This window comes from Bradyrhizobium septentrionale, assembly GCF_011516645.4.
GTDB classification, from domain to species: domain Bacteria; phylum Pseudomonadota; class Alphaproteobacteria; order Rhizobiales; family Xanthobacteraceae; genus Bradyrhizobium; species Bradyrhizobium septentrionale.
In genome coordinates, this window is sequence record NZ_CP088285.1 from 3364892 (window position 1) to 3390759 (window position 25868).

The 25868-nt window shown below is 65.7% G+C and carries 26 protein-coding genes; 16 read left to right on the forward strand and 10 right to left on the reverse strand.

The window, feature by feature from the left end; all coding sequences use genetic code 11:
- Positions 1 to 5 precede the first annotated feature (5 nt).
- The 4 genes from HAP48_RS17695 (at position 6) to HAP48_RS17710 (ending at position 2833) form a co-directional block, all read left to right on the forward strand.
- Positions 6 to 1124 (forward strand): branched-chain amino acid ABC transporter permease, encoded by a 1119-nt coding sequence (locus tag HAP48_RS17695; RefSeq protein ID WP_224496500.1) that lies wholly within the window; start codon positions 6 to 8, stop codon positions 1122 to 1124.
- Entirely contained in the window at positions 1111 to 1845 is a 735-nt protein-coding gene (locus HAP48_RS17700) for an ABC transporter ATP-binding protein (protein WP_166212066.1), read from the forward strand. Before HAP48_RS17695 ends, HAP48_RS17700 begins: the two co-directional genes overlap by 14 nt.
- Positions 1838 to 2539 carry a branched-chain amino acid ABC transporter ATP-binding protein gene (locus tag HAP48_RS17705; protein WP_166212063.1) on the forward strand — a complete coding sequence of 234 codons (702 nt, stop codon included), beginning with the start codon at positions 1838 to 1840 and terminating at the stop codon, positions 2537 to 2539. The genes HAP48_RS17700 and HAP48_RS17705 overlap by 8 nt, the downstream gene beginning before the upstream one ends.
- 63 nt (positions 2540 to 2602) lie before the next feature.
- Positions 2603 to 2833: a hypothetical protein gene (locus HAP48_RS17710; protein WP_166212060.1), complete on the forward strand. Its 231-nt coding sequence runs from the start codon at positions 2603 to 2605 to the stop codon at positions 2831 to 2833.
- 39 nt (positions 2834 to 2872) lie between these two features.
- Here the strand turns inward: HAP48_RS17710 and HAP48_RS17715 are convergent, their stop codons facing one another.
- The 5 genes from HAP48_RS17715 to HAP48_RS17735 form a co-directional block, all read right to left on the reverse strand.
- Positions 2873 to 3268, reverse strand: coding sequence for a nuclear transport factor 2 family protein (locus HAP48_RS17715; RefSeq protein ID WP_166212057.1), 396 nt, complete (start codon positions 3266 to 3268; stop codon positions 2873 to 2875).
- 907 nt (positions 3269 to 4175) lie between these two features.
- Positions 4176 to 5654: a L,D-transpeptidase family protein gene (locus HAP48_RS17720; protein ID WP_166212054.1), complete on the reverse strand. Its 1479-nt coding sequence runs from the start codon at positions 5652 to 5654 to the stop codon at positions 4176 to 4178.
- Between the two features lie 230 nt (positions 5655 to 5884).
- Positions 5885 to 6847 (reverse strand): acetyl-CoA carboxylase carboxyltransferase subunit alpha, encoded by a 963-nt coding sequence (locus HAP48_RS17725; protein WP_166212051.1) that lies wholly within the window; start codon positions 6845 to 6847, stop codon positions 5885 to 5887.
- 212 nt (positions 6848 to 7059) lie between these two features.
- Positions 7060 to 8064, reverse strand: coding sequence for a site-specific tyrosine recombinase XerD (gene xerD / locus HAP48_RS17730; protein WP_166212047.1), 1005 nt, complete (start codon positions 8062 to 8064; stop codon positions 7060 to 7062).
- A gap of 17 nt (positions 8065 to 8081) precedes the next feature.
- Positions 8082 to 8228 carry a hypothetical protein gene (locus tag HAP48_RS17735; protein WP_035976483.1) on the reverse strand — a complete coding sequence of 49 codons (147 nt, stop codon included), beginning with the start codon at positions 8226 to 8228 and terminating at the stop codon, positions 8082 to 8084.
- 147 nt (positions 8229 to 8375) lie between these two features.
- Between HAP48_RS17735 and HAP48_RS17740 the strand changes: the two genes are divergently transcribed.
- From HAP48_RS17740 to HAP48_RS17750, 3 genes are read left to right on the forward strand one after another with little or no spacing between them, the layout of a single operon-like run.
- Positions 8376 to 9008 (forward strand): shikimate kinase, encoded by a 633-nt coding sequence (locus HAP48_RS17740; protein ID WP_166212043.1) that lies wholly within the window; start codon positions 8376 to 8378, stop codon positions 9006 to 9008.
- Positions 9005 to 10147, forward strand: coding sequence for a 3-dehydroquinate synthase (gene aroB, locus HAP48_RS17745; RefSeq protein ID WP_166212039.1), 1143 nt, complete (start codon positions 9005 to 9007; stop codon positions 10145 to 10147). Before HAP48_RS17740 ends, aroB begins: the two co-directional genes overlap by 4 nt.
- Before the next feature lie 16 nt (positions 10148 to 10163).
- Complete coding sequence (locus HAP48_RS17750) at positions 10164 to 11471, forward strand: HlyC/CorC family transporter (RefSeq protein WP_166212036.1); 1308 nt, start codon at positions 10164 to 10166, stop codon at positions 11469 to 11471.
- A gap of 146 nt (positions 11472 to 11617) precedes the next feature.
- On the opposite strand, the gene HAP48_RS17755 is transcribed toward HAP48_RS17750, so the two are convergent.
- On the reverse strand, positions 11618 to 12067 hold the full coding sequence (locus HAP48_RS17755; RefSeq protein WP_166212033.1) for a hypothetical protein: 450 nt from the start codon (positions 12065 to 12067) through the stop codon (positions 11618 to 11620).
- A 126-nt stretch (positions 12068 to 12193) separates the two neighbouring features.
- Positions 12194 to 12469 carry a BolA family protein gene (locus HAP48_RS17760; protein ID WP_166212030.1) on the reverse strand — a complete coding sequence of 92 codons (276 nt, stop codon included), beginning with the start codon at positions 12467 to 12469 and terminating at the stop codon, positions 12194 to 12196.
- 109 nt (positions 12470 to 12578) lie between these two features.
- On the opposite strand from HAP48_RS17760, the gene HAP48_RS17765 reads away from it, so the two are divergent.
- Positions 12579 to 13217, forward strand: a complete 639-nt coding sequence (locus HAP48_RS17765) for a J domain-containing protein (protein ID WP_166212027.1) — start codon at positions 12579 to 12581, stop codon at positions 13215 to 13217.
- Positions 13218 to 13397: 180 nt separating this feature from the next.
- Here the strand turns inward: HAP48_RS17765 and HAP48_RS17770 are convergent, their stop codons facing one another.
- Positions 13398 to 14492 (reverse strand): citrate synthase/methylcitrate synthase, encoded by a 1095-nt coding sequence (locus HAP48_RS17770; RefSeq protein WP_166212024.1) that lies wholly within the window; start codon positions 14490 to 14492, stop codon positions 13398 to 13400.
- A 76-nt stretch (positions 14493 to 14568) separates the two neighbouring features.
- Between HAP48_RS17770 and HAP48_RS17775 the strand changes: the two genes are divergently transcribed.
- Positions 14569 to 15792 (forward strand): citrate/2-methylcitrate synthase, encoded by a 1224-nt coding sequence (locus tag HAP48_RS17775; RefSeq protein WP_166212021.1) that lies wholly within the window; start codon positions 14569 to 14571, stop codon positions 15790 to 15792.
- 3 nt (positions 15793 to 15795) lie between these two features.
- Here the strand turns inward: HAP48_RS17775 and HAP48_RS17780 are convergent, their stop codons facing one another.
- Entirely contained in the window at positions 15796 to 16458 is a 663-nt protein-coding gene (locus tag HAP48_RS17780) for a DedA family protein (protein WP_166212018.1), read from the reverse strand.
- Positions 16459 to 16750: 292 nt separating this feature from the next.
- Here HAP48_RS17780 and cobS point away from each other — a divergent pair, with 292 nt between their 5' ends.
- From cobS to HAP48_RS17805, 5 genes are all read left to right on the forward strand, one after another.
- Positions 16751 to 17749, forward strand: coding sequence for a cobaltochelatase subunit CobS (gene cobS / locus HAP48_RS17785; RefSeq protein ID WP_420869877.1), 999 nt, complete (start codon positions 16751 to 16753; stop codon positions 17747 to 17749).
- Between the two features lie 3 nt (positions 17750 to 17752).
- Entirely contained in the window at positions 17753 to 18163 is a 411-nt protein-coding gene (locus tag HAP48_RS17790; RefSeq protein ID WP_166212015.1) for a GNAT family N-acetyltransferase, read from the forward strand.
- On the forward strand, positions 18160 to 20058 hold the full coding sequence (cobT, locus tag HAP48_RS17795) for a cobaltochelatase subunit CobT (RefSeq protein WP_166212012.1): 1899 nt from the start codon (positions 18160 to 18162) through the stop codon (positions 20056 to 20058). The genes HAP48_RS17790 and cobT overlap by 4 nt, the downstream gene beginning before the upstream one ends.
- Positions 20059 to 20061: 3 nt before the next feature.
- Entirely contained in the window at positions 20062 to 21159 is a 1098-nt protein-coding gene (locus HAP48_RS17800) for an esterase-like activity of phytase family protein (protein ID WP_166212009.1), read from the forward strand.
- A 139-nt stretch (positions 21160 to 21298) separates the two neighbouring features.
- Positions 21299 to 22411, forward strand: a complete 1113-nt coding sequence (locus HAP48_RS17805; RefSeq protein WP_166212006.1) for an NADH:flavin oxidoreductase/NADH oxidase — start codon at positions 21299 to 21301, stop codon at positions 22409 to 22411.
- Between the two features lie 20 nt (positions 22412 to 22431).
- Here the strand turns inward: HAP48_RS17805 and HAP48_RS17810 are convergent, their stop codons facing one another.
- Complete coding sequence (locus tag HAP48_RS17810; RefSeq protein WP_210292652.1) at positions 22432 to 23958, reverse strand: FAD-dependent monooxygenase; 1527 nt, start codon at positions 23956 to 23958, stop codon at positions 22432 to 22434.
- A 55-nt stretch (positions 23959 to 24013) separates the two neighbouring features.
- On the opposite strand from HAP48_RS17810, the gene HAP48_RS17815 reads away from it, so the two are divergent.
- Entirely contained in the window at positions 24014 to 24652 is a 639-nt protein-coding gene (locus tag HAP48_RS17815) for a TetR/AcrR family transcriptional regulator (protein ID WP_166212003.1), read from the forward strand.
- Between the two features lie 105 nt (positions 24653 to 24757).
- A complete protein-coding gene (locus HAP48_RS17820; protein WP_166212000.1) occupies positions 24758 to 25858 on the forward strand; it encodes an LLM class flavin-dependent oxidoreductase in 1101 nt (366 codons plus the stop codon).
- Positions 25859 to 25868: the final 10 nt, after the last annotated feature.

A 25868-nucleotide genomic window follows, 5' to 3' on the forward strand; every position in this document is an offset into this window, starting at 1 on the left:
GATCGATGAGTGGAGCAAAGCAGGCCGTCGCACGCCTCGGCGAGGAGCCAGATGTCGTGACGGGTGAGGGTACACCGGCCGCAAGCGCGCCGGCGGGACAGGCATCGGCAGGATGGAAAGTCCTGCCGATCGTGGAAGGGCTGGTGCTTTTGATCGCACTGGTCCTGCCGTGGGTGCTTCAGGATTATCTCACGGTGTTCGCCACCCGCGTGGCGATCCTCGCGCTGTTCGCGCTGTCGTTCGACCTGGTGTGGGGCTATGCCGGCATCATGAGCTTCGGCCAGGCGCTGTTCTTTGGTGCCGCGGGCTACGGCGTGGCGCTGATGGCGCGCGACCTCAACGTCACGTCGATCCTGCTGATCCTGCCTGCGGGCGCGCTGATCGGGCTCACCGCGTCGCTGCTGCTCGGCGGCTTCCTCCTGCTCGGGCGTTATCCCTCGAGCGTGATCTTCGTCTCGCTCGGCACCCTGACCGGCTCCTATGCCGCGGACCGGCTGGCGCGCGGCTGGTACTATCTCGGCGGCCAGAACGGCATCCCGTCGATCCCGCCGCTCACGCTCGGCAGCTACGAGCTCGAGGAAGGGCCGGTCTACTACTACATGGTGCTCGGCATCCTGGTCGTCGTCTACCTGCTCAGCCGCTTCCTGGTCCGTTCGCAATTCGGTCTCGCGCTCGCCGGCCTGCGCGAGAACGAGCAGCGCATCGCCTTCTTCGGCTACAAGGCGCAGCACCTGAAGGCGATCATCTTCGCGGTCGGCGGCACCATCGCCGGTCTCGCCGGCAGCCTCTATGCCTTCCACGAAGGCTTCGTCTGGCCCAACATGCTGGGCGTCGTGTTCTCGACCCAGGTCGTGCTTTACGTCTTGTTCGGTGGCTCCGGCACGCTGATCGGCGCCGTGATCGGCACTGTGATCATCGAGGGCGTCAGCTTCTGGCTGTCGGACAATTACCGCGACGTCTGGCCGATCATCCTCGGCGTGCTGCTGCTGCTGGTCATCATGTTCCGCCCGCTCGGGCTGATCTCCTTCGTGCTCGGCGAGCGCGAGCGGGTCGGCAGTTTCGGCAAGGGGCCAAACAAGGGACCAAACAAGTCGCCAAAGGAGACCGGCAATGCCGCTCCTTGAGGCGTCAGGCATCAGCAAGGTGTACGGCAAGCTCACCGCGCTGGACGGCGCAGGCTTGACCGTCGGCGAGAACGAGTTTCACGGCCTGATCGGCCCCAACGGCTCGGGCAAGAGCACGCTGATGAAATGCGTCGCCGGCGCCGAGGTGCCGACCACGGGCAAGGTGTCCTTCATCAACGCCGACATCACCGCGTTCACACCGACCGAGCGCGCCCGCGCAGGCATGAGCCTGAAATTCCAGATCACCTCGGTGCTGCCGACGCTGACGCTGTACGACAACATCCTGCTGGCGCTGCAGGCACAGTCCTCGCTGTTCGATCTGGTGCTGTCGCGCACCCGCAAGAGCCTGCACGATCAGGTGATGACGATGCTGACCCAGTTCCGCCTCGCCGACCGCGCGCATGATGCCGCCGCGGCGCTGTCGCACGGCCAGCAGCAATGGCTCGAGATCGCGATGGCGCTCGCCGGCAAGCCGCGGCTGCTGCTGCTGGACGAGCCGACCGGCGGCATGAGCCTCGAGGAGCGCCGCGTCACCGGCGAGCTGCTGCAGCCGATCAAGCAGCATTGCTCGCTCGTCATTGTCGAACACGACCTCGATTTCATCCGCGACATCTGCGACCGCCTCACCGTGCTCGACCAGGGCAAGGTGCTGGCGTCGGGCACCGTCGCGGAAATCCAGGCCAACAAGAGTGTCCAGGAGATTTATCTTCGCCGTGCCTGACCAGTCCTTCCTCGATATCAGGCATCTCGATGCCGGTTATGGCCGCAGCCAGGTTCTGTTCGATGTCAACATCGGCATTCCCTGGCGCGGCGGCGTCGCGGTGCTCGGCCGCAACGGCGCCGGCAAGACCACGCTGATGAAGACCATCGTCGGCGAGCTCGCAAGCTCGCAAGGCGAATTGTTCTTCGACGGCCGCGACATCACCCGGCGCCGCACCGAGGAGCGGGTGCGCTCCGGCATCGGCTATGTACCGCAGGAGCATTCGGTGTTCGCCCGCCTTTCGGTGCGCGACAATCTCGCGGTCGGCTCGCTGTCCAATTCGGATGCCAGCGCGGTCGATCGCGTGCTGGCGATCTTCCCGAAGCTCGGCCAGCGCCTCGACCAGCCGGCCGGCACGCTGTCCGGCGGCGAACGCAAGATGCTGGCGATCGGCCGCGCCATGCTCGGCAATCCAAGACTGCTGCTGCTGGACGAGCCGACCGAAGGCGTCTGGATCGGCGTCATCGAGGAGATCACCGAGCGGCTGATCGAGCTCGCCAAGAGCATTTCGGTCGTGATCGTCGAGCAGCATCTCGACCTCGCGCTGCGCGTCGCCGACTATGCCTATGTGCTGGACCGCGGCCGCGTCGCGCTGCAGGGCGGCGCGGGCGAGGTGCGCAACGATCCGGAACTGCTGCGGTATCTGGCGCCGTAGAATCCGTGGTTCCACAGGAACGAACGGCTCCGGCTGCCGTTGGGCAGCGGGAGGAGTTCATCCATGCGTTATCTTTCGATCGTAGCTCTTAGTGCTGTTGCCATGATGAGCAGCGGCGCCGCGCTGGCGCAGCATTCCGGCACCAAGGCGGAACAGAATGCGTGCTCGCGCGATGCACAGCGCTTCTGCCGAAAAGACCTCGGCAACGACGGCGCCGTGCAGAACTGTCTGCAGATGAAGCGGGCCAGCCTGAGCTCCAGCTGCAAGAAGGTCTTTGAAAGCCACGGCATGTAGCCGTCACCGGCCAGCGCAGTCGCAAGTCTTCTTACGCGGTCAACGCGTCGGCGTTCCGCCGACGTGCTCGACAAGGTGTGCGCGCGACGGCGACGGCTCGAACCGGTCGGCGAAATACTGCGTTTCGTGCACCACCTGGCCGTCGCGGAATTCCATGATGCTCACCGTGTAGGACGGGATGCCGTCATAGGTCAGCACGAATTCGGTGACCCAGAGGTCGCCGCCACCGATCATGCGCTGGATCGTGAAGCGCTTCCTGTTCGGCTGCACCGTGCGGCTCTGTTGAATGTTGCGCCGGCCGCGGATTCGCTCGCCCGATTGCGGATAATCAAGCACAGCATCCGCGTGGTAGATCTCATGCTCGCGCGCGAAATCGCTCGCGTCCGACGCCTCCCAATGGCGCTGCAGCGCCGCCCGCACGGTTCGATCATCCATCGCAACCTCCCGGCTGTGCCTCGTGTCGCATCTCACGATCGTCTGCGCGTGATTGGCAAGAGGAATGTGGTGGCGATGGGTGACGATGATGCGAGGCCGCCGCTGTTCCGCTGTCATTCCGGGGCTCGCGAAGCGAGAGCCCGGAATCCATTGGGCCGCAATGTTGGTGGATGAATGGATTCCGGGCTCAGCCCTGCGGGCTGCCCCGGAATGACAGTGAGGTGAGCGCGTGGCGTGGGCTCCCTCACGCGCGCGTGCCACTGAGTTGCCCGACGGCGCAAGCCCCCGCGACAAAAATATTTCGCTTTATCAGAAGTGCAACTCAGTGTATGAATCGTCCGTCTCACCCGATCGAGGGGCGCTGCGCATCGTCACGGGTGTTGTGGTGAGATGCGGTGGACGCCGAGCGTGCAGTCGACGAATGTGCGTGAAGCGGACGGTGAAGTCGTGTGGTCCTGACGCCCTAGCGGCAGGTGTCTCGTCGCAACACGCGAAGGCGTGATGCGAGGGCGGTGACAAGCAAGCCCAGTCTCGCCGGGGAGAGCACGAAGTAAGCCGTAACCCATCGCGCAGGGAAAGCCGGGATGTTTCCGGTTACACCTGTGGTCCTACCCCCGTGCTTTCTACCTTTGCACGGGGCCCATGGGTGCGATCGGCACCCGGCTTTCCCTGCGCCCTCTGCTTTCAGAGCGGCGAAACGAAATGTAAGACTCGGGCAAATCATGTCGCGAGAATGCGGATGTACGTCCCTCGATGCGGCAACAAATTCGATGTCGTCCCGGCGCAAGCCAGGACCCATTACCCCAAATGGCCATTGTTGCGCGACGCTGCGGCCGCGATCCCGTTCATCACCGAATGCGGTGGTTATCGGTCCTGGCTTTCGCCAGGACGACGGGGGGCGCCGCGCCTACTTCACCGCCGAGAATCGGGTGTCGAACGAGTTCGACTGCACCACCGGCGCGGAGCCGGCGAGCTGGGTGCCGGTGGCCGCGGGGGCCGGTGCGGCTGCGGCGGTGTCGGTGACCGACGGTTTTGGCGCGGGCTTGGCGGCCTGCTCCGGCTCCGCCTTCGGTGCGACGCGAACCACCGATTGCGGCTTGGCCTCGGCGACCTTCGGCTTGGCCGGCGCGGCAGCGGCTGCAGCCGGCGGTTTGGGCGCGGCGGCCGCCGGGGTCGCGTCAGCGGCGCCACCGATCCCGACCTTGCGGGCAAAGCTGGAGAAGAAGCCTTCGGATTTGTCGGACGCGTTGGCCGAAGCAACACGGGTGGTGGGCGACGGCGTGGTCGACGACGTCGTCGCCACCACCGGCTGTTCCTGCTGGACCGCCAGATTGGGCCGCGGCGGATTGACCGTGCCGGGGATCGTGCCCGGCGCGCGCGCCAGCGACATCGACTGCAGCGCCTGGCTGTCGCCGCCTTCGGAGAGACCGGTGTTTCCTTCCGGAATCTTCGAGGCGAAGATCGCGTTCATGCCGCCGTCGATGCCGGTGTTGAGGCGCGCCACCGGCGTGCCCTTGGAGACGAGCTTGGAGGTCTCGGCGGCGTCCTGCTGCTCCTTCTCGCGCACGGCGCTCGCGATCTCGTCGGGGATCACATAGGCCGGGCACTTCGCGGAGGCATCGAACACCGGATCGCGCACAGCGTTCGGTGCCTTGACGGCGTCGAACACGTACTTCTTCTCGCAGAAGTCGACCTTCGGCTCCTGCTTCGTCACCTCGAAATGATCATAGCCTTCCTTGATCATCTTCCAGAACGGCATGTTCGGATTGTTGCGGTGCTTGGCCATGTTCACCGGCGTCATCCGGAACGGATAGGCCTGCAGCTGGAACGCCTTCTGGCCGCCGAAGAACGACTCGCGGCCGAGCGAATAGATTTCCGCGATCTGCTCGTCGGTCATCGCGTAGCAGCCGCGCGACGAGCAGTCGCCATGCACCATCAGTTGCGAGCCGGTGCGGCCGAGCGCCTTGTCGAACGCGTTGGGATAGCCGGTGTTGAACGACAGGTAATAGGCCGACTGCGGGTTCATCTGGCTCGGGTTGATCGAATAGAACCCCTCGGGCGCCTGGCGGTCGCCTTCGCGGACCTTCGGACCGAGGTCGCCCGACCAGCGGCAGATCGGATAGGTCTTCAACAGCGCCATGCGGCCGGAGCGGTCCTGCTTCCAGATCTCGAGCTCGGCCTCCTGCTTGAACAGGCGGACCAGCATCGGCGACTGCAGATCCATGTCCTTCTCGACCATGGCGGCGAGGAGTTTTGGCGTGACCGGCTGATTGGCCTTGGCGTTCTGCGCGAGCGAGATCTGGTCGCTGTCACAACCGGCGAGCAAGATGCCCGCGGCGAGCACCGCCGAGGTCAGAAGCGCGCGTACGAGCGTGCGATGAGTCAAGTCCGAAGCTCCACACCCACCGGGCGTTATTCGCGACCCCAACACGGCGAATATGCCCTGAAGCCATTGTCTAAAATATTAGCCTTCGACACCCCCAGCTCGCAACCTGAACAGGGGCTGACGGCCCTCACGGTAGCAGGCATGGTTCAAGGAACGTTAAAGACCCTGCTCAGGGCCCAATTACGGCAAAATCAGGCGATTTCGGCAAAAAATACGGCGGTTTGGGCGCCTCAGCCGAGCTTGCGGCCGATATCGAGGAACTTCTGGCGGCGCTGTTTGCGAATCGCGTCCGGATCAAGATTTCGTAGGTCGTTGAGCGCCTGGGCGATGGCGTCGCCCGTGGTGGTGATCATCGCGGCGGGGTCGCGATGAGCGCCGCCCGAGGGCTCCTTCAGGATCTGGTCGATCACGCCGAAGCGCAGCATGTCCTGCGCGGTGATCTTCATGCTGTTGGCGGCTTCCTGCGCCTTGGTGCCGTCGCGCCACAGGATCGAGGACGCCGCCTCCGGCGAGATCACGCTGTAGATCGCGTGCTCCATCATCAACACGCGGTTCGCCGTGGTGATGGCGATGGCGCCGCCCGACATGCCTTCGCCGGTGACGATCGCGACATTGGGCACGCCGAGCGACAGGCAGGCGTCGGTCGAGCGTGCGATCGCCTCGGCCTGGCCGCGCTCCTCGGCGCCGATGCCGGGATAGGCGCCGGCGGAATCGACGATCGACAGCACCGGGATGCCGAAGCGGTCGGCCATCTCCATCAGGCGCACCGCCTTGCGGTAGCCTTCGGGGCGCGCCATGCCGAAATTGTGCTTGATGCGGCTGTCGGTGGTGGCGCCCTTCTCCTGGCCGACCACGCAGATGCTCTCGCCGCGGAAGCGGCCGAAGCCGCCGATCAGGGCCTCGTCGTCGGCGAATTTGCGGTCGCCGGCCATCGGCGTGAATTCGGTGATCAGGCCGCCAATGAAATCGGTGAAGTGCGGCCGCTGCGGATGCCGCGCCACCAGCGTCTTCTGCCACGGCGTCAGATTGGCATAGAGCTCGGTGAGCGCCTGCGCCGCCTTGTCCTCGATCCGTGCGACCTCGTCGCCGATGTCGCTGCCGCTTGCGGCAAGCGCACGCAACTCGTCGATCTTGGATTCAAGCTCGGCGACGGGTTTTTCGAAGTCGAGATAGCTGCGCATCGGGTCGGGCATCAACTCAATATAGGGAGGAAGGGTGCGAGGGGCGAAGCGGTTTCGGCGTAGAGAAGAGAAGTTTTGTAACTTCAATCGGTTAACGCGCATCCGGGCAGAATGCACGCTTCGGGATCGCAGGCAGGTGACGCTGTTTCTGCGGAGATGCCGCCGAAGTCAAGACGGATGAGGTGAAGGTATCGATGTCCCGAACCGTTCAACGCCCGCCGGATTTACTTCTCGGCCAGCGGATGCAGGTCGCGGACCAGGCTCTTCAGCCGCTCCTCGACCACATGGGTGTAGATCTGGGTGGTCGAGATGTCGGTGTGACCGAGCAGGGTCTGCACGATGCGGAGGTCCGCGCCATTATGCAGCAAATGGCTGGCGAAGGCGTGGCGCAGCACGTGCGGGGAGACCAGCCGCGGCGCAAGTCCGGAGGCGGCGGCGAGCTCCTTCAGGTCACGGGCAAAGTGCTGTCGGGTCAGATGGCCACTCTCGCCGGAGGATGGAAACAGCCATTTCGACGGCGCGGCCTTCTTCGCCTTCGGCTTCATCACCTCCAGCGCCGCGAGGTAGTCCGCCATCGCTTGGCGCGAGGCGTTGTTCAGCGGCACCAGCCGCTCCTTGTTGCCCTTGCCGCGCACCACGATCATCCGCGCATCGCGCCGCGCCGCGGAGACCGGCAGCGACACCAGTTCGGAGACGCGCAGGCCGGTGGCGTAGAGCACCTCGAGCAGGCAGTACAGGCGCAGCGCGCGCAGCCGCTGCGCCGGCGAGACGTCGCTCACGGTCAGCTCCTTGGCGCGGGTCAGCATGCGGTCGACGTCGGCAATCGACAGCACCTTGGGCAGGCCGCGGCCGCGCTTCGGCCCGGACAGGATCGCGGCCGGATCGTCGCTGCGGACCCGCTCGTTGAGCAGGAAACGATAGAGATGCCGCATCGCCGACAGCCGCCGCGCCACGCTCGACGACTTGAAGCCCCTGGTATCGAGGTCGGCAAGGTAGCCGCGCAGGCTCTCGGTGTCGGCGCCGGTGAAATCGGTGCCTGCTTGGGCGAGGTAGTCGGAGAAGTCGGTGAGGTCGCGCCGATAGGCGTCGAGCGTGTTGCGGCCTGCGCCCTGTTCCGCGGCGAGCATGTCGAGGAACAACGCAGTCAGCTTGGCGTCGGAGGACTTCGGCTGAGCAGTCTTGGCCGGAGCCTGTGCGGGGGTCTTGGTGATCTTGGCGGAAGCGGGCATGCCAAGACTCATAGCGCCTATTTCTTGAGGAACTTATCCGGCGGGATGGTCAGGCTCATTTCCCGCGGCTTAGGGGTCACGAAATTCGCCAGCGCGAAAACGATGCCGTACCCGATCCCGAAAATCACGGCGACGACCGTCAGGAAGCGGAACAGGCTGGGCATGGAGGCGACTCAGGCGGCGAATTAACCAATGAAATCATCCAACATGTTCCCCGCGCCGTTGCACAAGAGTCGCTGGTAACGGTGTCGTCGGGGGTAGTATAGGTGGCTCGAATTCTGAACAATTCGTCCCAATATCCGAGCTTTTTGATGTCCGACGCAGCCGTACCGGCGCCCACCCACCCGACCCTGGAGGCCGACATCGCGGCCGCGCTGGGGACGCGGTCGATCGTGCTGGTCGGCATGATGGGGGCCGGCAAATCGACCATCGGCCGGCGGGTGGCGGCGCGGCTCAAGCTGCCGTTCACCGATGCCGACACCGAGATCGAGGCGGCGGCCGGCATGACGATCCCGGAGATCTTCGAGACCCATGGCGAGCCTTATTTTCGCGACGGCGAGGCGCGGGTGATCGCCCGCATCCTCGACAGCGGCCCGATCGTGCTGGCGACCGGCGGCGGCGCCTTCATGCGCGAGGAGACCCGCAATCGGATCCGCGACCGCGCGATCTCGATCTGGCTCAAGGCCGACAGTGATATCATCATGCGCCGGGTCCGCCGCCGCGCCGATCGTCCGCTGCTGCACACCGCCGACCCGGAGGCGACCGTCAACCGGTTGCTCAGCGAGCGCGAGCCGGTTTACCAGAACGCCGACCTGACGATCGCCTCGCGCGACGTGCCGCACGACCGTATCGTCGACGAATGTCTCGAGGCCCTGCATGCGCATCTGTGCGGCGTGCGCCCGGCCGACGAGCCACCATCTGATGGATTGAACGCGACCTCATGACTGCGCCCTTGAAACATTCCGCCTCCGTTACCGTCGACGTCGCGCTCGGCGACCGCGCCTATGACATCGTCATCGGCCGCGACGTGCTGCAGTCGCTGGGCGAGCGCGTCGCGGCGCTGCGGCCCGGCGTGCGGACCGCCATCGTCACCGACCGCACCGTCGCGAAACATTGGCTGGAGCCGGCCGAGGCGTCGCTCAAAGCTGCAGGCGTGCCGACCTCGCGGATCGTCGTCGAGGAGGGCGAGGGCTCGAAGAGCTATGCCACCTTGACGCAGGTCAGCGAAGCACTGGTCGCGGCCAAGATCGAGCGCAACGATCTGGTGATCGCGCTCGGCGGCGGCGTGGTCGGCGATCTCGCCGGCTTCGCGGCCGCGATCCTGCGCCGTGGCGTCGATTTCGTGCAGGTGCCGACCTCGCTGCTGGCGCAGGTCGATTCCTCCGTCGGCGGCAAGACTGGCATCAACTCGCCGCAGGGCAAGAACCTGATCGGCGCGTTCCACCAGCCGGTGCTTGTCATCGCCGATACGTCAGTGCTCGACACGCTGTCGCCGCGCCAGTTTCGCGCCGGCTACGCCGAGGTCGCGAAATACGGCATTCTCGGCGATGAGGCCCTCTTCGCCTGGCTCGAGAAGAACCACGCCGACATCTTCGCAGGCGGCGCCGGGCGCGAGCACGCGATCGCAACCTCCTGCCGTGCCAAGGCCGCGATCGTCTCCCGCGACGAGCGCGAGACCGGCGAGCGCGCGCTGCTCAATCTCGGCCACACCTTCGGCCACGCGCTGGAAGCTGCGACCGGCTTCTCCGACCGCCTGTTCCATGGCGAGGGCGTCTCGGTCGGCATGGTGCTATCAGCTGAATTCTCGGCGCAGCTCGGCATGATTTCGTCCGACGATGCTACCCGCATCGCGCGTCATCTATCCGCGGTAGGATTGCCAACGCGGCTGCAGGATATCGCGGGCTTCACGCAGGAAGGTCTTGCCGACGCCGACGCGCTGCTGGCGCTGATGGCGCAGGACAAGAAGGTCAAGCGCGGCAAGCTCACCTTCATCCTGCTGGAGGCCGTCGGCCGCGCCGTGATCGCCAACAATGTCGAGCCACAGCTGGTGCGTGATTTCCTGCAAGCCAAGCTGAAGGCCTAAACCACGGATCAAGCCAGTGGGCTGGTTAACCTTCTCGATCGTGCTGGTCTGTCTCTTCATCTCCGCGTTCTTCGCGGCGAGCGAGACGGCGCTGACCGGCGCCTCGCGCGCCAGCATGCTGCGGCTGTCGAAACAGGGCAACAGCGATGCCGGCGTCGTCTCGAAGCTGATCAACATGCGCGAGCGCATGATCGGCGCGCTGCTGCTCGGCAACAACATCGCCAATATCGGCGCCTCGGCGCTGGCGACCGGCGTGTTCACCGCCTGGTTCGGCGATGTCGGCGTGCTCTACGCCACCGCGGTCATGACCGTGATGGTCGTGGTGTTCGCCGAGGTGCTGCCCAAGACCATCGCGATCAACGCGCCCGACCGCATCTCGCTGCTGGTGGCGCGGCCGATGCGGCTGACGATCTTCGTGCTGGGGCCGCTGCTCACCATCATCGAGACCATCGTGCTGGCGCTGATGAAGCTGCTCGGCATCAAGATCGGGACGCATCAGGCGGTGCTGTCGCCGACCGAACGCCTGCGTGGCGCGGTCGATCTGCTGCATCACGAGGGCAAGGTCGAGAAGCAGGACCGCGACATGCTCGGCGGCCTTTTGGACCTGAGCGAGCTGCAGGTCTCCGACGTGATGGTCCACCGCACCGAGATGACCATGGTCAACGCCGACCTGCCGCCGGAGGAGCTGGTGCGCGAGGTGCTGGCCAGCGAATACACCCGCATCCCGCTGTGGCGCGAGAAGCCGGAGAACATCGTCGGCGTGCTGCACGCCAAGGATCTGCTGCGCGCAATCCGCGCCAATGAGGGCGACATGTCGGCGATCGACGCCTCCGCGATCGCGCTGCCGCCGTGGTTCGTGCCGGAGATGCGCCCGGTCTCCGAGCAGTTGAAGGCGTTCCGCCGCCGCAAGACCCACTTCGCCCTCGTGGTCGACGAGTATGGCGAGGTCGAGGGCATGGTCACGCTGGAGGACATCCTGGAGGAGATCGTCGGCGACATCTCCGACGAGCACGACGTCGTCGTCGCCGGTGTGCGGGCGCAGCCGGACGGCTCGGTCGTGGTCGACGGCTCGGTGCCGATCCGCGATCTCAACCGCGCCATGGACTGGCGCCTGCCGGACGAGGAGGCGACCACAGTCGCCGGCCTCGTGATCCATGAGGCGCGCTCGATTCCCGATCGCGGCCAGAGCTTCACCTTCCACGGCTTCCGCTTCCGCGTGCTGCGCCGCGAGCGCAACCGCATCACCGCACTGCGCATCGTCGCGGTCCCGCGCGAGGCCGAGCACGACGAGAAGAAGCCGAAGCGGGCGGGGACGGCGTTTTAGCCTCGGTGGCTGATACCGATCCATCACCGTCACCCTGAGGAGCCGCGAAGCGGCGTCTCGAAGGGGCGACGGCCCGGCTGGTGGCCGTGCATCCTTCGAGACGCGCTACGCGCTCCTCAGGATGACGGGTCTGATAGGCGCGCCGGCTACTCGATATCGATCGAAATCCCCGACAGCTTCCACGCGCCGTCGGAGGCGATGAAGCCGAGCTGATACTTCACCTGCTTCGGCGTGGTGTCGAAATGGCCCTTCAGCCGCAGCACGCCCTTGTCGTCGATCTTGGCGTCCTCATCGAGCACGATCGGCCTGGCGACCACGGCGTCGAACACCGCGTGCTTGTCGACCAGGTCCTTGAAGATCGTCTTCAGCTTGTCGGGCGGAAACTGGTCGCGGAACGGTTTTGAGATCTTGGCGTGGAACACGGTGAAATTGTTCGCCGCCACCGCGTCGTTGAGCGACACCAGGATGCTCTTGATCAGCACCTCCTGGACGAACGGGCTCGGCATATCCAGCGCCGCGGCCGGGCGCATTGTGCAGATCAGGAGCAGGCCGGCGGCGGTTGCGATCGCCCGGAGGCGTGGCCAGCAAGGGATCATCAACGGCCCCACATAGATCGGTGGCGATGCAATACGCTAACCTGCCCGCATATGGTGCAGGTCCGTCGCCGAAGTATCCGTCCTCAATAGAGGAAAACTGTGGCGGCGTCTTGAGGCACGCGCGAACTAGCGCGGCTTTTCCCCGAGGGCGTGTGCATGGATCGCCAGCGCGTGCACGGAGCCGGCGAGTTCCTCCGCCAGCGTCGCATTTATCATGCGATGGCGTTCGATCCGGCTCTTCCCTTCGAAGGCCGGAGACACAATATATACCCTGAAATGCGTCTCGCCGCCTGGCCTGTGGCCGGCGTGGCCCTCATGCAGATGTGACTCATCGACCACGTCGAGGCTTTCCGGCAAGAAAGCTTCACGCAACTTGTTTATGATAGTGTCTTTGGTGCTCATGGCGGCGGAGTTAGGTCCGCGACGGCTTTTCGTCAATGGTGCAAGCGGGAAACGAGGTCTGCGCAATGTCAAGACTTGAAGAATTGTGCATTGCGTAGTCAAAGAGAACATGCCGATCGATTCATCAAAGTTCTTCGACTCCATTCGCATTAAGCCGACCAAGGTGAGTGCGAAGCGCACGGCGCAGGCCGGCGAGCAGGCTGTGGCCTGCGAGTGGTCGGGTTGCCAGAACAAGGGCGCGCACCGCGCCCCGAAGGGCCGTGAGAATTCGCGCGAGTATTGGCACTTCTGTCTCGATCACGTCCGCGAGTACAACCAGTCCTACAATTTCTTCCAGGGCATGAATCCCGACGACGTCGCGCGCTACCAGAAGGACGCGCTGACCGGCCATCGTCCGACCTGGAAGATGGGCGCCAACAGCGGCAAGAAGGGCGACGACGGCCTCGACGCCGCTTCCGATCCGTTCCACGTGTTCTCCGAGCTCAACGGCCGCGGCCGCTGGCGCCCCGGACCGGGCGGCGCGGAGCCGAAGCCCGAGACCCGCAAGGTCATGAATGCCGAGCGCAAGGCGCTTCTGGTGATGGGGCTCGGCGCCGGCGCGACGCTGGAAGACGTCAAGGCGAAGTACAAGGCGCTGGTCAAGCAGCACCATCCCGACGCCAATGGCGGCGACCGCTCCACCGAGGATCGCCTGATCGAGATCATCAAGGCGTATAATTACCTGAAGACCGTGGTGCGCGAGGCGTAAGCCGGTCGTCCAGCGACGAGGATGCGTTGTCTCTTACCTCCCCTTGAAAAGGGGAGGTCGCTTTGCTCGCCAGAGCAAAGCGGGTGGGGATTTGCTCCCTCCACAAACAGTGTCGTATGCGGCTGACCCCCATCCCGACCTTCCCCCTTTCAGGGGGAAGGAGATAGAGTTGCCGGCGCCTCAGCCCTTCGGCACTGCCCCGACATAGGACGAACTCGGCCGGATCAGCCGTCCGGTGCGCCGCTGCTCCAGCGCATGCGCGGTCCAGCCCGCGGCGCGGGCCACGGCGAAGATCGGCGTGAACGCCTGCCGCGGGATTTTCAGCCCGTCGAGCAGGATCGCGGTGAAGAACTCGACATTGGTCTCGAGCGGCCGCTCCGGATTCTTCTTGCGCAATGCGCTGCGGATATAGGCCTCGACCTCGCCGGCAAACGGCAGGTCGGCGCCGTCGGCCTCCAGGCGTTCGATCGCGACCTTCAGCACGTCGGCCCGAGGGTCGCGCACCCGATAGACGCGATGGCCAAACCCCATCAGCCGCTCGCCGCGCGCCAGCGCGTCGTCGACCCAGGGCTTGATGCGCTCGCGGGTGCCGATCGCATCCAGCATCTCCAGCACCGGCTCCGGCGCGCCGCCATGCAGCGGACCGGTGAGCGCGCAATAGCCGCCGGTGATGGCCGCGAACAGGTCGGCCTGGGTGGATGCGATCACCCTTGTGGTGAAGGTCGACGCGTTCATGCCGTGATCGCAGACGGTGACGAAGTAGGCGTCGAGCGCGGCGACCTCGCACGGCGCGGCCTTACGGCCCAGCAGCATCCGCAGCGTGTCGGCGGCGTGGCTGGCATTCGCCTCGGGCGCGATCGGATCGCTGCCCCTGGCGCGCTGGACCAGGGCGCCGGCGATCACCGGGAAGGCGCCGACAATGGTCGCCTCGTGCTCGAGCCCGTTCTCGCCGCGCAATCCTGCGATCGCGGCGCGGAAGCCGTCGACGATCGACATGCCGCGCGTCGCCGGCAGCAGGTCCTCTAGCCGTGCAAAGGCGCGCTCGCGGGCGGCGCCGAGGCTGGCGCGGACATTGGCTTCGCTCAGCGACTTGCCGGTGGCGCCGTTCCACAGCCGCGCCGTGACGCCCTCGAAGCTCGACTTGCCCGCGAGGTTGGCGACGTGCTCGCCGGCGATGATCAATTCGCCGCGCTCGCCGTCGACATGGCTCAATACGGTCTCGGCGGCGGGAACGCCGTCCAGACCGATCTGACTCTTGGTGAGATGCACATTCATGGCCCGATCTCCTTGCTTCACGCCACAAAGGTCGGGTCTCTCGACGAGTTGATCAATCTTGATTATATAAATCAATATGAAAAAATCCGCCGAGCTCTACCTGTCCGCCCGGGAAGCCGCCGCCGAGCTCGCGATCTCGCCGGCGACGCTCTACGCCTATGTCAGCCGCGGCCTGATCCGCTCCGAGCCATCGCCGGACTCGCGCAGCCACCGCTACCGTGCCGAGGACATAAGGGGCTTGAAGGAGCGCCGCGTGCCGTCGCCGGAGCCGCGCGGGTTGCGCAATTTCGACGCCGACCTGCCGGTGATGGATTCGGCGATCGCAACCATCACCGAGCAGGGTCCGATCTATCGCGGCGTGAACTGCGTCGATCTCGCCGAGCGCGACACCCTGGAGCACACCGCGACGCTGCTCTGGGACGTCACCGGCGTCGATCCGTTCACCTCAGACAATTGTCCGCATGTTTCGGATGAAATGCGCGCGATCGCGGAGGCCGCGCGCCGTGCCCAGCCGATCGACCGCACGGTCGCCGTGCTGGCGCTGGCGGCTAGCGCCGATCCCGGCGCCTTCACCCGTGCGCCCGATGGCCGCGCGATGGTCGGCGCCCGCATTCTGCGGCTGCTGGTCGCAACCATGCTGAACGCGGCGCCATCGGCTGACCTGTTGCACGAGCAGGTGGCGCGGGTCTGGACATCGGACAACAAGCACGCGCCCGATCTGATCCGCCGCGCGCTGGTGCTGCTCGCCGAGCATGAACTGAACGCCTCGACCTTCACCGCGCGCTGCGCGGCATCGACCGGGCTCAATCTGTACGACGCGGTGATTGCGGGGCTCGTCGCGCTGAAGGGGCCGATGCATGGGGGCGCCGGCGTGCTCGCCTCGCGCCTGGTCAGGACAATGATCGATAACGACGTTGCGCCAGTGGTGCGCGAACGCGTCGCGCTGGGCGAGCGGTTCGCCGGCTTCGGGCACGGCGTCTACAAGAAGGGCGACCCGCGCGCGATCTCGCTGCTCGAGGCGCTGACGCGGGCCGGCGCACCGCGCAAATTCACCCGGGAGGTGCCGGAGCGGATCGCGGAGGCGACCGGCGAATTCGTCAACATCGATTACGCGCTGGCGGTGCTGGTGCATGCGCTGCGGATGCCGGCGGGCAGCGAGCTCGCGCTGTTTGCGATGGCCCGCAGCGTCGGCTGGATCGCGCATGCCAGCGAGCAGCTACAGCTCGGCAAGCTGATCAGGCCTCGCGCGCGCTATGTCGGCCCGGCACCCGGGCGGGCCGGCGCGACCAACAGTCTCTGACAGCTACTTGGCCGGCCTGGCCGGTTCGATCAGGCTGCCGCCATGCCGCCGGCGGATGGTCCAGATCGCGAGCGCCAGGATGACGGCGCCGCCAGCCACCGCAAACATCCAGAGATGCTTGCCGACATGCCCGTGATGCGGCAGCCCGGCATAGTCATGCAGCGCGGTGACGGCGAGCACGCCGGGCAGCACATGCGCCGGCGCCCAGAGCAGGATCGCGGGGATGTTGACCGCGTAGAAGCGCGCCGGCGGCATGTCGAGCGCACCGGCCGTGATCGGCACGAAGGCGCGGATCGGCGGCACGAAGCGGGCAAAGAACACCGCGAGCACGCCCCAGCGGTTGAAGAAGGCCTCGCTCTGCGCGACCACGCGCGGGTAGTTCGAGAGCGGCCACGCCGAGAGGATCTCGCGCTGGCTGCGGTGGCCGATCATATAGGCCGTGCCGTCGCCGAGCATCGCGCCGGCAGCCGCCGCGGCGAGCACCGGCCAGAGCTTCAATTCGCCGCCCGGCACCAGCGCGCTCAGCGCCAGGATGATGGTCGAGCCCGGCACCAGGGAGCCGACCACCGGCACCGCCTCCAGCAAGGCGGCCAGAAACAGGGTCAGATAGGCGAGCCAGGCATGGGCCGAAACGAACGCAATCAAGGGGTCAAGGAATGAAGTCACAAAATTCCCATGTGGCGGTGATATCGATCTGAGAGCTATCAACTCCCCGCCGGGCTGAAAAGTGCCCGGCCGGGCAGGCCGCATTGGCGCTGCGGCGAAAGTACGGCGGGATTTGCAGGGCAGCCTTCCAAAAACCGAGTTTCACTCCTATCTTTATGATAGAACAGTGAAACTTTGATTTGCCCGCGGGCTTCTGCCAGCCGTTGCTCTCTGCTAGGCTTGTGCGAAGCACCCCATCCGCAGCCAAATGACCTAATCTGGTTTCGGGAATGCCCGGGACCTCGGAGGATGAATGACGACCGCCGTCCAGACCAAAGAGCAAGAACCCGTCGGAATGCCCGACATGAAGGTGTCGGTGCGGCAGGTCTTCGGGATCGATAGCGATCTGGAAGTTCCCGCCTATTCCGCAGTCGATCCGCACGTGCCGGAAGTCGACAGCGATTATCGCTTCGACCGCGCCACCACGCTTGCGATCCTCGCCGGCTTCGCCAAGAACCGCCGCGTGATGGTCACCGGCTATCACGGCACCGGCAAGTCGACCCACATCGAGCAGGTTGCGGCCCGCCTCAACTGGCCCTGCGTGCGCGTCAACCTCGACAGCCACATCAGCCGGATCGATCTCGTCGGCAAGGACGCCATCGTGGTCAAGGACGGCAAGCAGGTCACCGAATTCCGCGACGGCATCCTGCCCTGGGCCCTGCAGCACAACATCGCGCTGGTGTTCGACGAATACGACGCCGGCCGCCCGGACGTGATGTTCGTGATTCAGCGCGTGCTGGAAGTCTCCGGCCGCCTGACGCTGCTCGACCAGAACAAGGTGATCAAGCCGCATCCGGCGTTCCGCATGTTCTCGACCGCCAACACGGTCGGCCTCGGCGACACCTCGGGCCTCTATCACGGCACCCAGCAGATCAACCAGGGCCAGATGGACCGCTGGTCGATCGTCACCACGCTGAACTACCTCGCCCATGACGAGGAAGTCGAGATCGTGCTGGCCAAGGCGCGCCACTACCGCACCCAGGAAGGCCGCGACATCGTCAACAAGATGGTGCGGCTTGCGGACCTCACCCGTAACGCGTTCGCCAATGGCGACCTGTCGACGGTGATGAGCCCGCGCACGGTGATCACCTGGGCGGAGAACGCCGACATCTTCAGCGATATCGGCTTCGCGTTCCGCGTCACCTTCCTCAACAAGTGTGACGAGCTGGAGCGGCCGCTGGTCGCCGAATTCTACCAGCGCTGCTTCAACGTCGAGCTGCCGGAATCCTCGGTCAACGTGGCGCTCAGCTAGCCCATGCCGAAAATCTCCGTCGAGCGCACAGTTACACAGACGAAGAAGGCGGTGCTCGGCGGATTGCTCCGCTACAACAACGAGAAGATGGGGAAGCAGAAGTACAAGCGCTTCGCCATCTCGCTGCGGCAAGGCGACAAGATCGTCGGCGGCATCGTCGGCGAGGTCTGGACCGCGGTGTTGTTCATCCAGTTGTTCTGGATGGAGCAGAAGTTTCGCAACAAGGGCTTTGGCGCGAAGCTGATCAAGGCGATCGAGGACGAGGCGCGGCGCTTCGGAGCGACGCACGCCTATGTGGATACGATGAGCTTCCAGGCGCCGGGTTTCTACCGCGCCAACGGATATAAAGAGTTCGGTTCGATTGAGGGGTATCCCGGCGGCGTCACGCGCCACTGGCTTACGAAATCACTATGACAACCTCCAACATCAAATTCCGTCCCGGGTCGAAGGAAGCGCCGACCGAGCCGTTCAAGCGCTCGGTATCGGCGTGCCTGAAGGCGATCGCCAAGAAGCCGGAGCTCGAGGTCAGCTTCGCCGCCGAACGTCCCGGCCTTGCGCCCGGCAAGGCGCGGCTGCCGGAGCCGGCGCGCAAGATGACCAAGCGCGATGCGGCAATCGTGCGCGGCCATGCCGATTCGATCGCGCTGAAGATCGCCTGTCACGATCCCAAGGTGCATCGCAAGCTGATGCCGGGCAATCCGCAGGCGCGCGGCGTGTTCGAGGCGGTCGAGCAGGCGCGCGTCGAGGCGATCGGCTCGCGACGGATGTCAGGTGTTGCCAAGAACCTGACCGCGATGCTCGACGATCATTTCCACCGCGGCAAGTATGACGAGATCACCGACCGTGCCGATGCGCCGCTGTCGGATGCGCTGGCGATGCTGGTGCGCGAGCGCCTGACCGGCATGGCGCCGCCTGCGGCCGCCAAGAAGATGGTCGATCTCTGGCGTCCGACGCTGGAGGACAAGATCGGCTCGCGGCTGGACAAGCTCAGCCGTTTCGCCGAGGACCAGGCCAAGTTCGGCGACCTCGTCCATGATCTGCTGTCGGCGCTCGACCTCGGCGACGACCGCAACATGGATTCCGACGATGACGACGATCAGGACGAGAACCAGGACGGCGAGAGCGATCAGTCCGGCTCCGAGGGGTCGCCCGATTCCGACGCCGCGCAGGAGATGAGCGCCGACCAGGCGCAGACCACGGCAGAAGAGATGAGCGAAAGCGCGATGGAGAGCGCGCAGGCCTCCACCAGCGATACGTTCGACGACGGCGAGCTCGGCGACGACGAGACGCCGGGCGAGGCGACGCGGCCGAATTCGCGCGGCCAGAACGAGCCGCGCGGTCCGGAATATCATGCGTTTGCGCCGAAATTCGACGAGGTGATTGCGGCCGAGGATCTCTGCGATCATGACGAGCTGGAGCGGCTGCGCTCCTATCTCGACAAGCAGCTCGCGCACCTGCAGGGCATCGTGGCGCGGCTTGCCAACCGGCTGCAGCGCCGCCTGATGGCGCAGCAGAATCGCGCCTGGGAGTTCGATCTCGAAGAGGGCATCCTCGACCCGGCGCGGCTGTCGCGCGTCGTCACCGATCCCTATCATCCGCTGTCCTTCATGCATGAGAAGGAGGCGACCTTCCGCGACACCGTGGTGACGCTGCTGCTGGATAATTCCGGCTCGATGCGCGGCCGTCCGATCACGGTCGCCGCGACCTGCGCCGACATCCTGGCGCGTACGCTGGAGCGTTGCGGCGTCAAGGTCGAGATCTTGGGCTTCACCACCCGCGCCTGGAAGGGCGGGCAGTCGCGCGAGGCGTGGCTTGCCGCCGGCAAGCCGGCCAATCCCGGCCGTCTCAACGATCTGCGCCACATCATCTACAAGTCGGCCGACGCGCCGTGGCGTCGCGCGCGGAAAAATCTCGGCCTGATGATGCGCGAGGGTCTGCTCAAGGAGAACATCGACGGCGAGGCGCTCGACTGGGCGCACAAGCGCCTGCTGGCGCGTCCCGAGCAGCGCCGCATCCTGATGATGATCTCCGATGGTGCTCCGGTCGACGATTCCACGCTGTCGGTCAATCCGGGCAACTATCTGGAGCGGCACCTGCGTCACATCATCGACGAGATCGAGACCCGCTCGCCGGTCGAGCTGATCGCGATCGGCATCGGTCACGACGTGACGCGCTACTATCGCCGCGCCGTCACCATCGTGGACGCCGAAGAACTCGGTGGCGCCATCACCGAAAAGCTCGCCGAACTGTTCAGCGAGACCCATGGCTCGGCGCCCGCCCAAGGCACCCGGCGCCGCCTCCACTCGTGAGACATGCGCTCATACCTTAGCCGCCGCCGTTTCCTTCGAGATATGGCGGCGGGACTGTCGGCGGCCGCGCTGCCGCGTCTCGCCCAGGCACAGAGCGCCACCGAGCCGCCGCTGACGCCGGGACCGTCCGGCAGGCTGGGCCGTCACCGCGTGGACGAACCTGTCGCGGTCGAGGTCAATGCGCGGCCGCTGCCGTCGTTCGACATCCGCGATCGTGCGCGCACGCGGTTCGGCGCGCTGGAATATCGCAGCGGCCTGATCCTGACCTCGTCATTCTTCGGCTTCGGCGGCCTCTCCGCATTGCGGCTCGATCCCAAAGGCGAGCGCTTCATCGCGGTCAGCGACCAGGGCAGCTGGTTCACCGGCCGCATCGTCTATCGCGGCCGGGAGATGGTCGGGCTCGAGGATGTCGAGGCGGCGCCGCTGCTAGGGGCCGACGGCAGACCGATCACCGCCACCCGCGGCTGGTATGATTCGGAATCGCTCGCGCTCGACGGCTCGTTCGCCTATGTCGGGCTCGAGCGGGTCAACCAGGTGCTGCGCTACGATTTTTCGAAGGGCTTTACCCGGTCGCGCGGCGAGGTGGTGCCGCTGCCGCCGGCGGCGCGCAAGCTGCCCACCAACAAGGGCCTGGAGGCGCTGGTCTTCGTGCCCAAGGTGATGCCCAACGGCCAGCCGCTGGCCGGCACGCTGATCGCGTTCTCGGAGCGCGGGCTCGATGCCAACGGCAATCTCATCGCCTTCCTGGTCGGCGGCAAGACCCCGGGCCAGTTCAGCGTGCGCCGCACCGAGAATTTCGACATCAGCGACGCGGTCCTGCTGCCGTCAGGCGCTCTGTTGATCCTGGAACGGAAGTTCTCCTGGCTCGGCGGCGTCGGCATCCGCATCCGCCGCCTAGCGCTGTCCGAGATCGCGCCCGGCGCGCTCGTCGATGGCCCGGCGATCTTCAACGCCGATCTCGGCAACGAGATCGATAACATGGAAGGCATCGACGCCCATGTCACCGCGGAGGGCGAGACCGTGCTGACCATGATCTCGGACGACAATTTCTCGCTGATCCAGCGCAATCTGCTGCTGCAATTCACCCTGGTGGACGACTGACACGCCGCGCCCAAGGGCCGCCGCTACCGCATTGCTGATCTGCGCCCGGGTCCGTTCGGGGATGCAGACGGTTGGTGATCGCGGCCGCCGCCGCCTCTATCTTAAGCGTGCCCTTTCCCCGATCCCGGATACCCTCCGCATGAGCACCCTGTTTTCACCGATCGAACTGCGCGGCCTGAAACTCTCCAATCGCATCATGGTCGCGCCGATGTGCCAATATTCGGCGATCGACGGCTCCGCCAACGACTGGCACTTCACCCATATCAACATGCTGGCGCTGTCGGGCGCCGCAATGTTCTGCATTGAAGCGACCCATGTCGAGGATATCGGGCGGATCACGCCGGGCTGTCTCGGCCTTTACAGCGACGCTAACGAGGCGGCACTGAAGCCGATCCTGGCCTCGGTGCGCAAGCATTCGAAGGCGGCGGTCGCGATGCAGCTCGCCCATGCCGGCCGCAAGGCCTCGAGCCAGCGGCCTTGGGAAGGCGGGCAGTTGATCCCGATTGCCGAGGGTGGCTGGCAGACGATGGCGCCGTCGGCGGTGCCGCACAAGGATGGCGAGGCCGCGCCGGTCGCGCTCGACGATGCCGGGCTGAAGCGGATCCGCGAGGCTTTCGTCGCCTCAGCAAAACGTGCCGACCGGCTCGGCATCGACGCGATCGAGCTGCACAGCGCGCACGGCTATCTCTTGCACCAGTTCCTGTCGCCGCTCGCCAACAAGCGCACCGATCGCTACGGCGGCTCTCTCGAGAACCGGATGCGTTTCCCGCTGGAAGTGTTCGATGCGGTGCGCGCCGTGTTTCCCGATCGCAAGCCGGTCGGCGTCCGGGTCTCGGCGACTGATTGGGTCGAGGGCGGCTGGGACGTCGCGCAGACCATCGAGTTCACCAAGGAGCTGAAGAAGCGCGGGGTCGACTGGATGGACGTCTCCTCCGGCGGAGTCTCGGCGCTGCAGAAGATCCCGCTCGCACCCGGCTACCAGGTGCCGGCAGCGCAGGCGGTGCGGGAGGCGACCGGCGTCACCACGATGGCGGTCGGCCTGATCACGGAAGCGAAGCAGGCGGAAGAGATCGTCGCCTCAGGGAAGGCCGACATGGTCGCGCTCGCCCGCGGCATGCTCTACGACCCGCGCTGGGGCTGGCACGCCGCCGCCGAGCTCGGCGGCGAGGTGAACGCGCCGCCGCAATACTGGCGCTCGCAGCCCTCGACGCAGAAGGCACTGTTCGGCAAGACCACGTTCGGGGCGCGCTGACAGCGCGCCTCGCCTGGAGGTCAATGCGTGGCGGGCCCGAACCAGCGCACCAGTGCGGCGTCGAGGCCCGTCGTATCGGCGTCGTCGGCCGCCCAGGCGATGCAGGCATCCGGACGGATCAGCAGCGAAGGGCCGCTGCATCCTAACGCGTCACGTCTTGGCACGCATCGGACGAGGACATCCCAACGGGCTGCGATCGCCGACGCGGCGCCGCCCGTTGCGTCGATCAGCACGGCCCTGCCGTCCTCCATCTGATCGAACAGCGTCGTTTCGGCGCCGTCGTCGCCGAGCGCGAGATTGCCGGCGAGCCGGCCGACCAGTGGATGATCGCTGCCGAGGTCGTAGCGGATCTTGATGCCGCTGATCATTTCGCCGAAGTAGCGGGTGCCCTCGTCGAGGCTCATCAGCTCCGCGACGATGTCGCGCAAGGCGTCGGTCATGACGTCCGGCCGCATCAAGGCGACCTGGGCGCGGGTGTTGGCGAGCACCTTCGCCGCGATCGGATGCCGCTCCTCCGTGTAGCTGTCGAGCAGGCTGTCCGGCATGCGATCGCAGACAACCGCCGCAAGCTTCCAGCCGAGGTTGACTGCATCGAGCAGGCCGAGATTCAAGCCTTGCCCGCCGAACGGCGAGTGCACATGCGCGGCGTCGCCCACCAACAGGATACGTCCCTTACGATAGTCGGTGGCCTGCCGCGCATTGTCGGTGAAGCGCGTGGCGGTCCTGACGGCGGTGACGCGGACGTCGGCGCCGCTGATCCGGCGCAGGGTGCTCTCGATCTCCTCGCGCGTCACGGGCGCGCTGCGATCGGCCGGCGGTCCGTCGAACTCGGCGAGGAACACCCGACCGGGAATCGGCCCATATGCCATCATGCCGACAGGCGTTCGCCGCCAGCCGACCGGCAGCAGCCGATCCGGATGATCGAGGTCGACGATGGCCTGGTGCCCGGTGAGGGTTGGGTCGGTGCCGGGGAAGTCGAAGCCCGCGCGCTTGCGCACCGCGCTGCGCCCGCCGTCGCAGCCGACGAGATAGGCCGCGTGCAGCGCGATCTCGCCGGAGGCGCCGCGCGTCCGCGCCATGACGCCGTCTCCGTGATCCCTGAAATCGATCAGCTCGCAGCCGCGCCTGATCTCGATCTCGAGTGCGCGGGCACGTTCGCTCAGCATCTTCTCCAGGGCTTGCTGGTTCACGCCGCGCAGCCGCCGGTCCGGCTCGTGCTGCCGTGTCTGGTCGATCAGGAAGATGCCGGAGAAGTGACCGCCGAATTTCTTGAACGGCAGTTCGGTCCGGGCGTCCGCGCCCTTCATGAGCGTCGACATACTCTCCGCCATCGCGCGCTCGACCGCATCCATTGCATCCGCAAGACCGCGGCGCTCCAGTGCTTCGCCTGCGAGGGCGCCGATCGCGCCGGCCTTGATGGTCTGGTCGGGCTCGGTCAGCCGCTCGATGACGACCACGTCGGCGCCGCCCAGGGTCAACTCGATCGCCAGCAGCAGTCCGGTCGGCCCGGCGCCGACCACCACCACATCCGTTCGTTCACGCGTCACGCCGTCACCATATTTTTATACTGGGTATAATATTTAGTATGGTACAAATTTCCGCATGTCAAATCGGGACGGATTGCGGGAGCGGAAGAAGGAGGCGACGCGTCAGGCGATCTCGGACGTCGCCACCGAGCTGTTTTTGGAACGCGGCTTCGACAATGTTTCGGTGGCCGAAATTGCCGAGGCCGCCGAGGTCTCCCGGATGACGGTGTTCAATTACTTCCCGCGCAAGGAGGATCTGTTCTTCGACCGCGAAGAGGAAAGCCGCCAGATTCTGAAGGCCGCGTTTGCCGAGCGAGCGCCCGGCGAGGCGCCGCTCGTGACCCTGCGCAAGCTGGTGCAGAGCCTGGCGGATCGCGCGCATCCGTTCGCGAAATTCACCGATGCAACGGCGAAATTCTGGCGCACCGTCGCAGAGAGCCCGGCGCTCGCGGCGCGGGCGCGCGAGATGCGTGACGAGTTCATCGATGATCTCGCAACCGTGCTGGCGGGCGCGATCAAGCGGCCGCTCGCCGACGCCGATGCCCGGCTCGCCGCTTCGATGGTGGTGACGGCAATCACCGTCGCCTATGCGGAAGGGCTGCGCGCGCAGAAGGCCCGCAGATCGGCCGCGTCGTCGCGCGAGGCCTTTCAGCGGATCATGGAGCGAAGCTTTTCGGGGATCGCGGCCATGCTGAAGGATACGCCCTACGCATAAATCCCGGCCCGGCTGCAAGCGATAAGGCCATTGTTCTGCCGCGGCCATGGCGGGTACTCTTCCATCGCGTGCGGAAGACACGCATCAGACAAAGAGAGGAAGCCCATGGAACTCGGATACTTCGCGATGCCGTCGCATCCGCCAGAGTGCGGATTGAAGGAGGGCCACGACTGGGACCTGCAAGTGCTGCGCTGGCTGGACGAGCTCGGCTACCAGGAGGCCTGGATCGGCGAGCATCACACCGCGCCCTGGGAGCGGCACCCGTCGCCTGATCTGCTGGTCGCGCAGGCGCTGCTGCAGACCAAGAATCTGCGGATCGGCCCTGGCGGTTTCCTCCTGCCGTATCATCACCCGGCCGAACTCGCGAACCGCGTTGCGATGCTCGATCACATCTCGAACGGGCGATTGAACTTCGGCGTCGCGGCTAGCGGTCTGCCGAGCGACTGGGCGATGTTCAATGTCGACGGCATGTCCGGCCAGAACCGCGACATGACCCGCGAAGCGCTCGAGATCATCCTGAAAATGTGGACCGAGCCGGCGCCGTGGACCCACAAGGGCAAGTTCTGGACGGTGACCAAGCCGGACACGATGTTCGATTTCCTCAAACCCCACATCAAGCCGCAGCAAGCGCCGCATCCGCCGATCGGCGTTGCGGGCCTGTCGAAGAACTCGGACACGCTGAAGCTCGCCGGTGAGCGCGGCTTCATTCCGATGAGCCTCAATCTCAATCCTGCTTATGTCGGCAGCCATTGGGACTCAGTGGAAGCCGGTGCCGCCAAGACCGGCCGCAAGCCGAGCCGCAAGGACTGGCGCATGGTGCGTGAGGTGTTCGTCGCCGACACCGATGCGGAGGCGTGGCGGCTGTCGACCGGCGACATGATGGGCCGGATGATGGGTGAGTATTTTCTCCCCTTGCTCGGTCACTTCGGTTTCAAGGATTATTTGAAAGCCTCGCCCGACGTGCCTGACAGCGATGTCACCGTCGAATATTGCGCCCGCAACAACTGGATCGTCGGTTCGCCCGCGACCGTCACCGAGAAGATCGAGAAGATCTACCAGGAGGTCGGCGGCTTCGGCGTGCTGCTGGTGTTCGGCTTCGACTACAAGCACAAGCCCGAGGCCTGGCACAATTCGCTGCGGCTGTTGAAGCAGGAGGTGTTGCCGCGGCTGAAGCATCTCGACGCCTCGGTCGGCCGCGCGGCGTAGGGAGTGAGGA

Coding starts and splice junctions, on each gene's coding strand:
- HAP48_RS17760 (WP_166212030.1), bottom strand. CDS start 12,469: ATGAGCACCAAAGACACTATCATAAACAAGTTGCGTGAAGCTTTCTTG.
- HAP48_RS17700 (WP_166212066.1), top strand. CDS start 1,111: ATGCCGCTCCTTGAGGCGTCAGGCATCAGCAAGGTGTACGGCAAGCTC.
- HAP48_RS17800 (WP_166212009.1), top strand. CDS start 20,062: ATGCGCTCATACCTTAGCCGCCGCCGTTTCCTTCGAGATATGGCGGCG.
- HAP48_RS17725 (WP_166212051.1), bottom strand. CDS start 6,847: ATGCCCGACCCGATGCGCAGCTATCTCGACTTCGAAAAACCCGTCGCC.
- HAP48_RS17790 (WP_166212015.1), top strand. CDS start 17,753: ATGCCGAAAATCTCCGTCGAGCGCACAGTTACACAGACGAAGAAGGCG.
- HAP48_RS17765 (WP_166212027.1), top strand. CDS start 12,579: ATGCCGATCGATTCATCAAAGTTCTTCGACTCCATTCGCATTAAGCCG.
- HAP48_RS17710 (WP_166212060.1), top strand. CDS start 2,603: ATGCGTTATCTTTCGATCGTAGCTCTTAGTGCTGTTGCCATGATGAGC.
- HAP48_RS17805 (WP_166212006.1), top strand. CDS start 21,299: ATGAGCACCCTGTTTTCACCGATCGAACTGCGCGGCCTGAAACTCTCC.
- HAP48_RS17735 (WP_035976483.1), bottom strand. CDS start 8,228: ATGCCCAGCCTGTTCCGCTTCCTGACGGTCGTCGCCGTGATTTTCGGG.
- cobS (WP_420869877.1), top strand. CDS start 16,751: ATGACGACCGCCGTCCAGACCAAAGAGCAAGAACCCGTCGGAATGCCC.
- xerD (WP_166212047.1), bottom strand. CDS start 8,064: ATGCCCGCTTCCGCCAAGATCACCAAGACCCCCGCACAGGCTCCGGCC.
- HAP48_RS17695 (WP_224496500.1), top strand. CDS start 6: ATGAGTGGAGCAAAGCAGGCCGTCGCACGCCTCGGCGAGGAGCCAGAT.
- HAP48_RS17775 (WP_166212021.1), top strand. CDS start 14,569: ATGAAAAAATCCGCCGAGCTCTACCTGTCCGCCCGGGAAGCCGCCGCC.
- HAP48_RS17755 (WP_166212033.1), bottom strand. CDS start 12,067: ATGATCCCTTGCTGGCCACGCCTCCGGGCGATCGCAACCGCCGCCGGC.
- HAP48_RS17815 (WP_166212003.1), top strand. CDS start 24,014: ATGTCAAATCGGGACGGATTGCGGGAGCGGAAGAAGGAGGCGACGCGT.
- cobT (WP_166212012.1), top strand. CDS start 18,160: ATGACAACCTCCAACATCAAATTCCGTCCCGGGTCGAAGGAAGCGCCG.
- HAP48_RS17820 (WP_166212000.1), top strand. CDS start 24,758: ATGGAACTCGGATACTTCGCGATGCCGTCGCATCCGCCAGAGTGCGGA.
- aroB (WP_166212039.1), top strand. CDS start 9,005: ATGACTGCGCCCTTGAAACATTCCGCCTCCGTTACCGTCGACGTCGCG.
- HAP48_RS17770 (WP_166212024.1), bottom strand. CDS start 14,492: ATGAATGTGCATCTCACCAAGAGTCAGATCGGTCTGGACGGCGTTCCC.
- HAP48_RS17715 (WP_166212057.1), bottom strand. CDS start 3,268: ATGGATGATCGAACCGTGCGGGCGGCGCTGCAGCGCCATTGGGAGGCG.
- HAP48_RS17740 (WP_166212043.1), top strand. CDS start 8,376: ATGTCCGACGCAGCCGTACCGGCGCCCACCCACCCGACCCTGGAGGCC.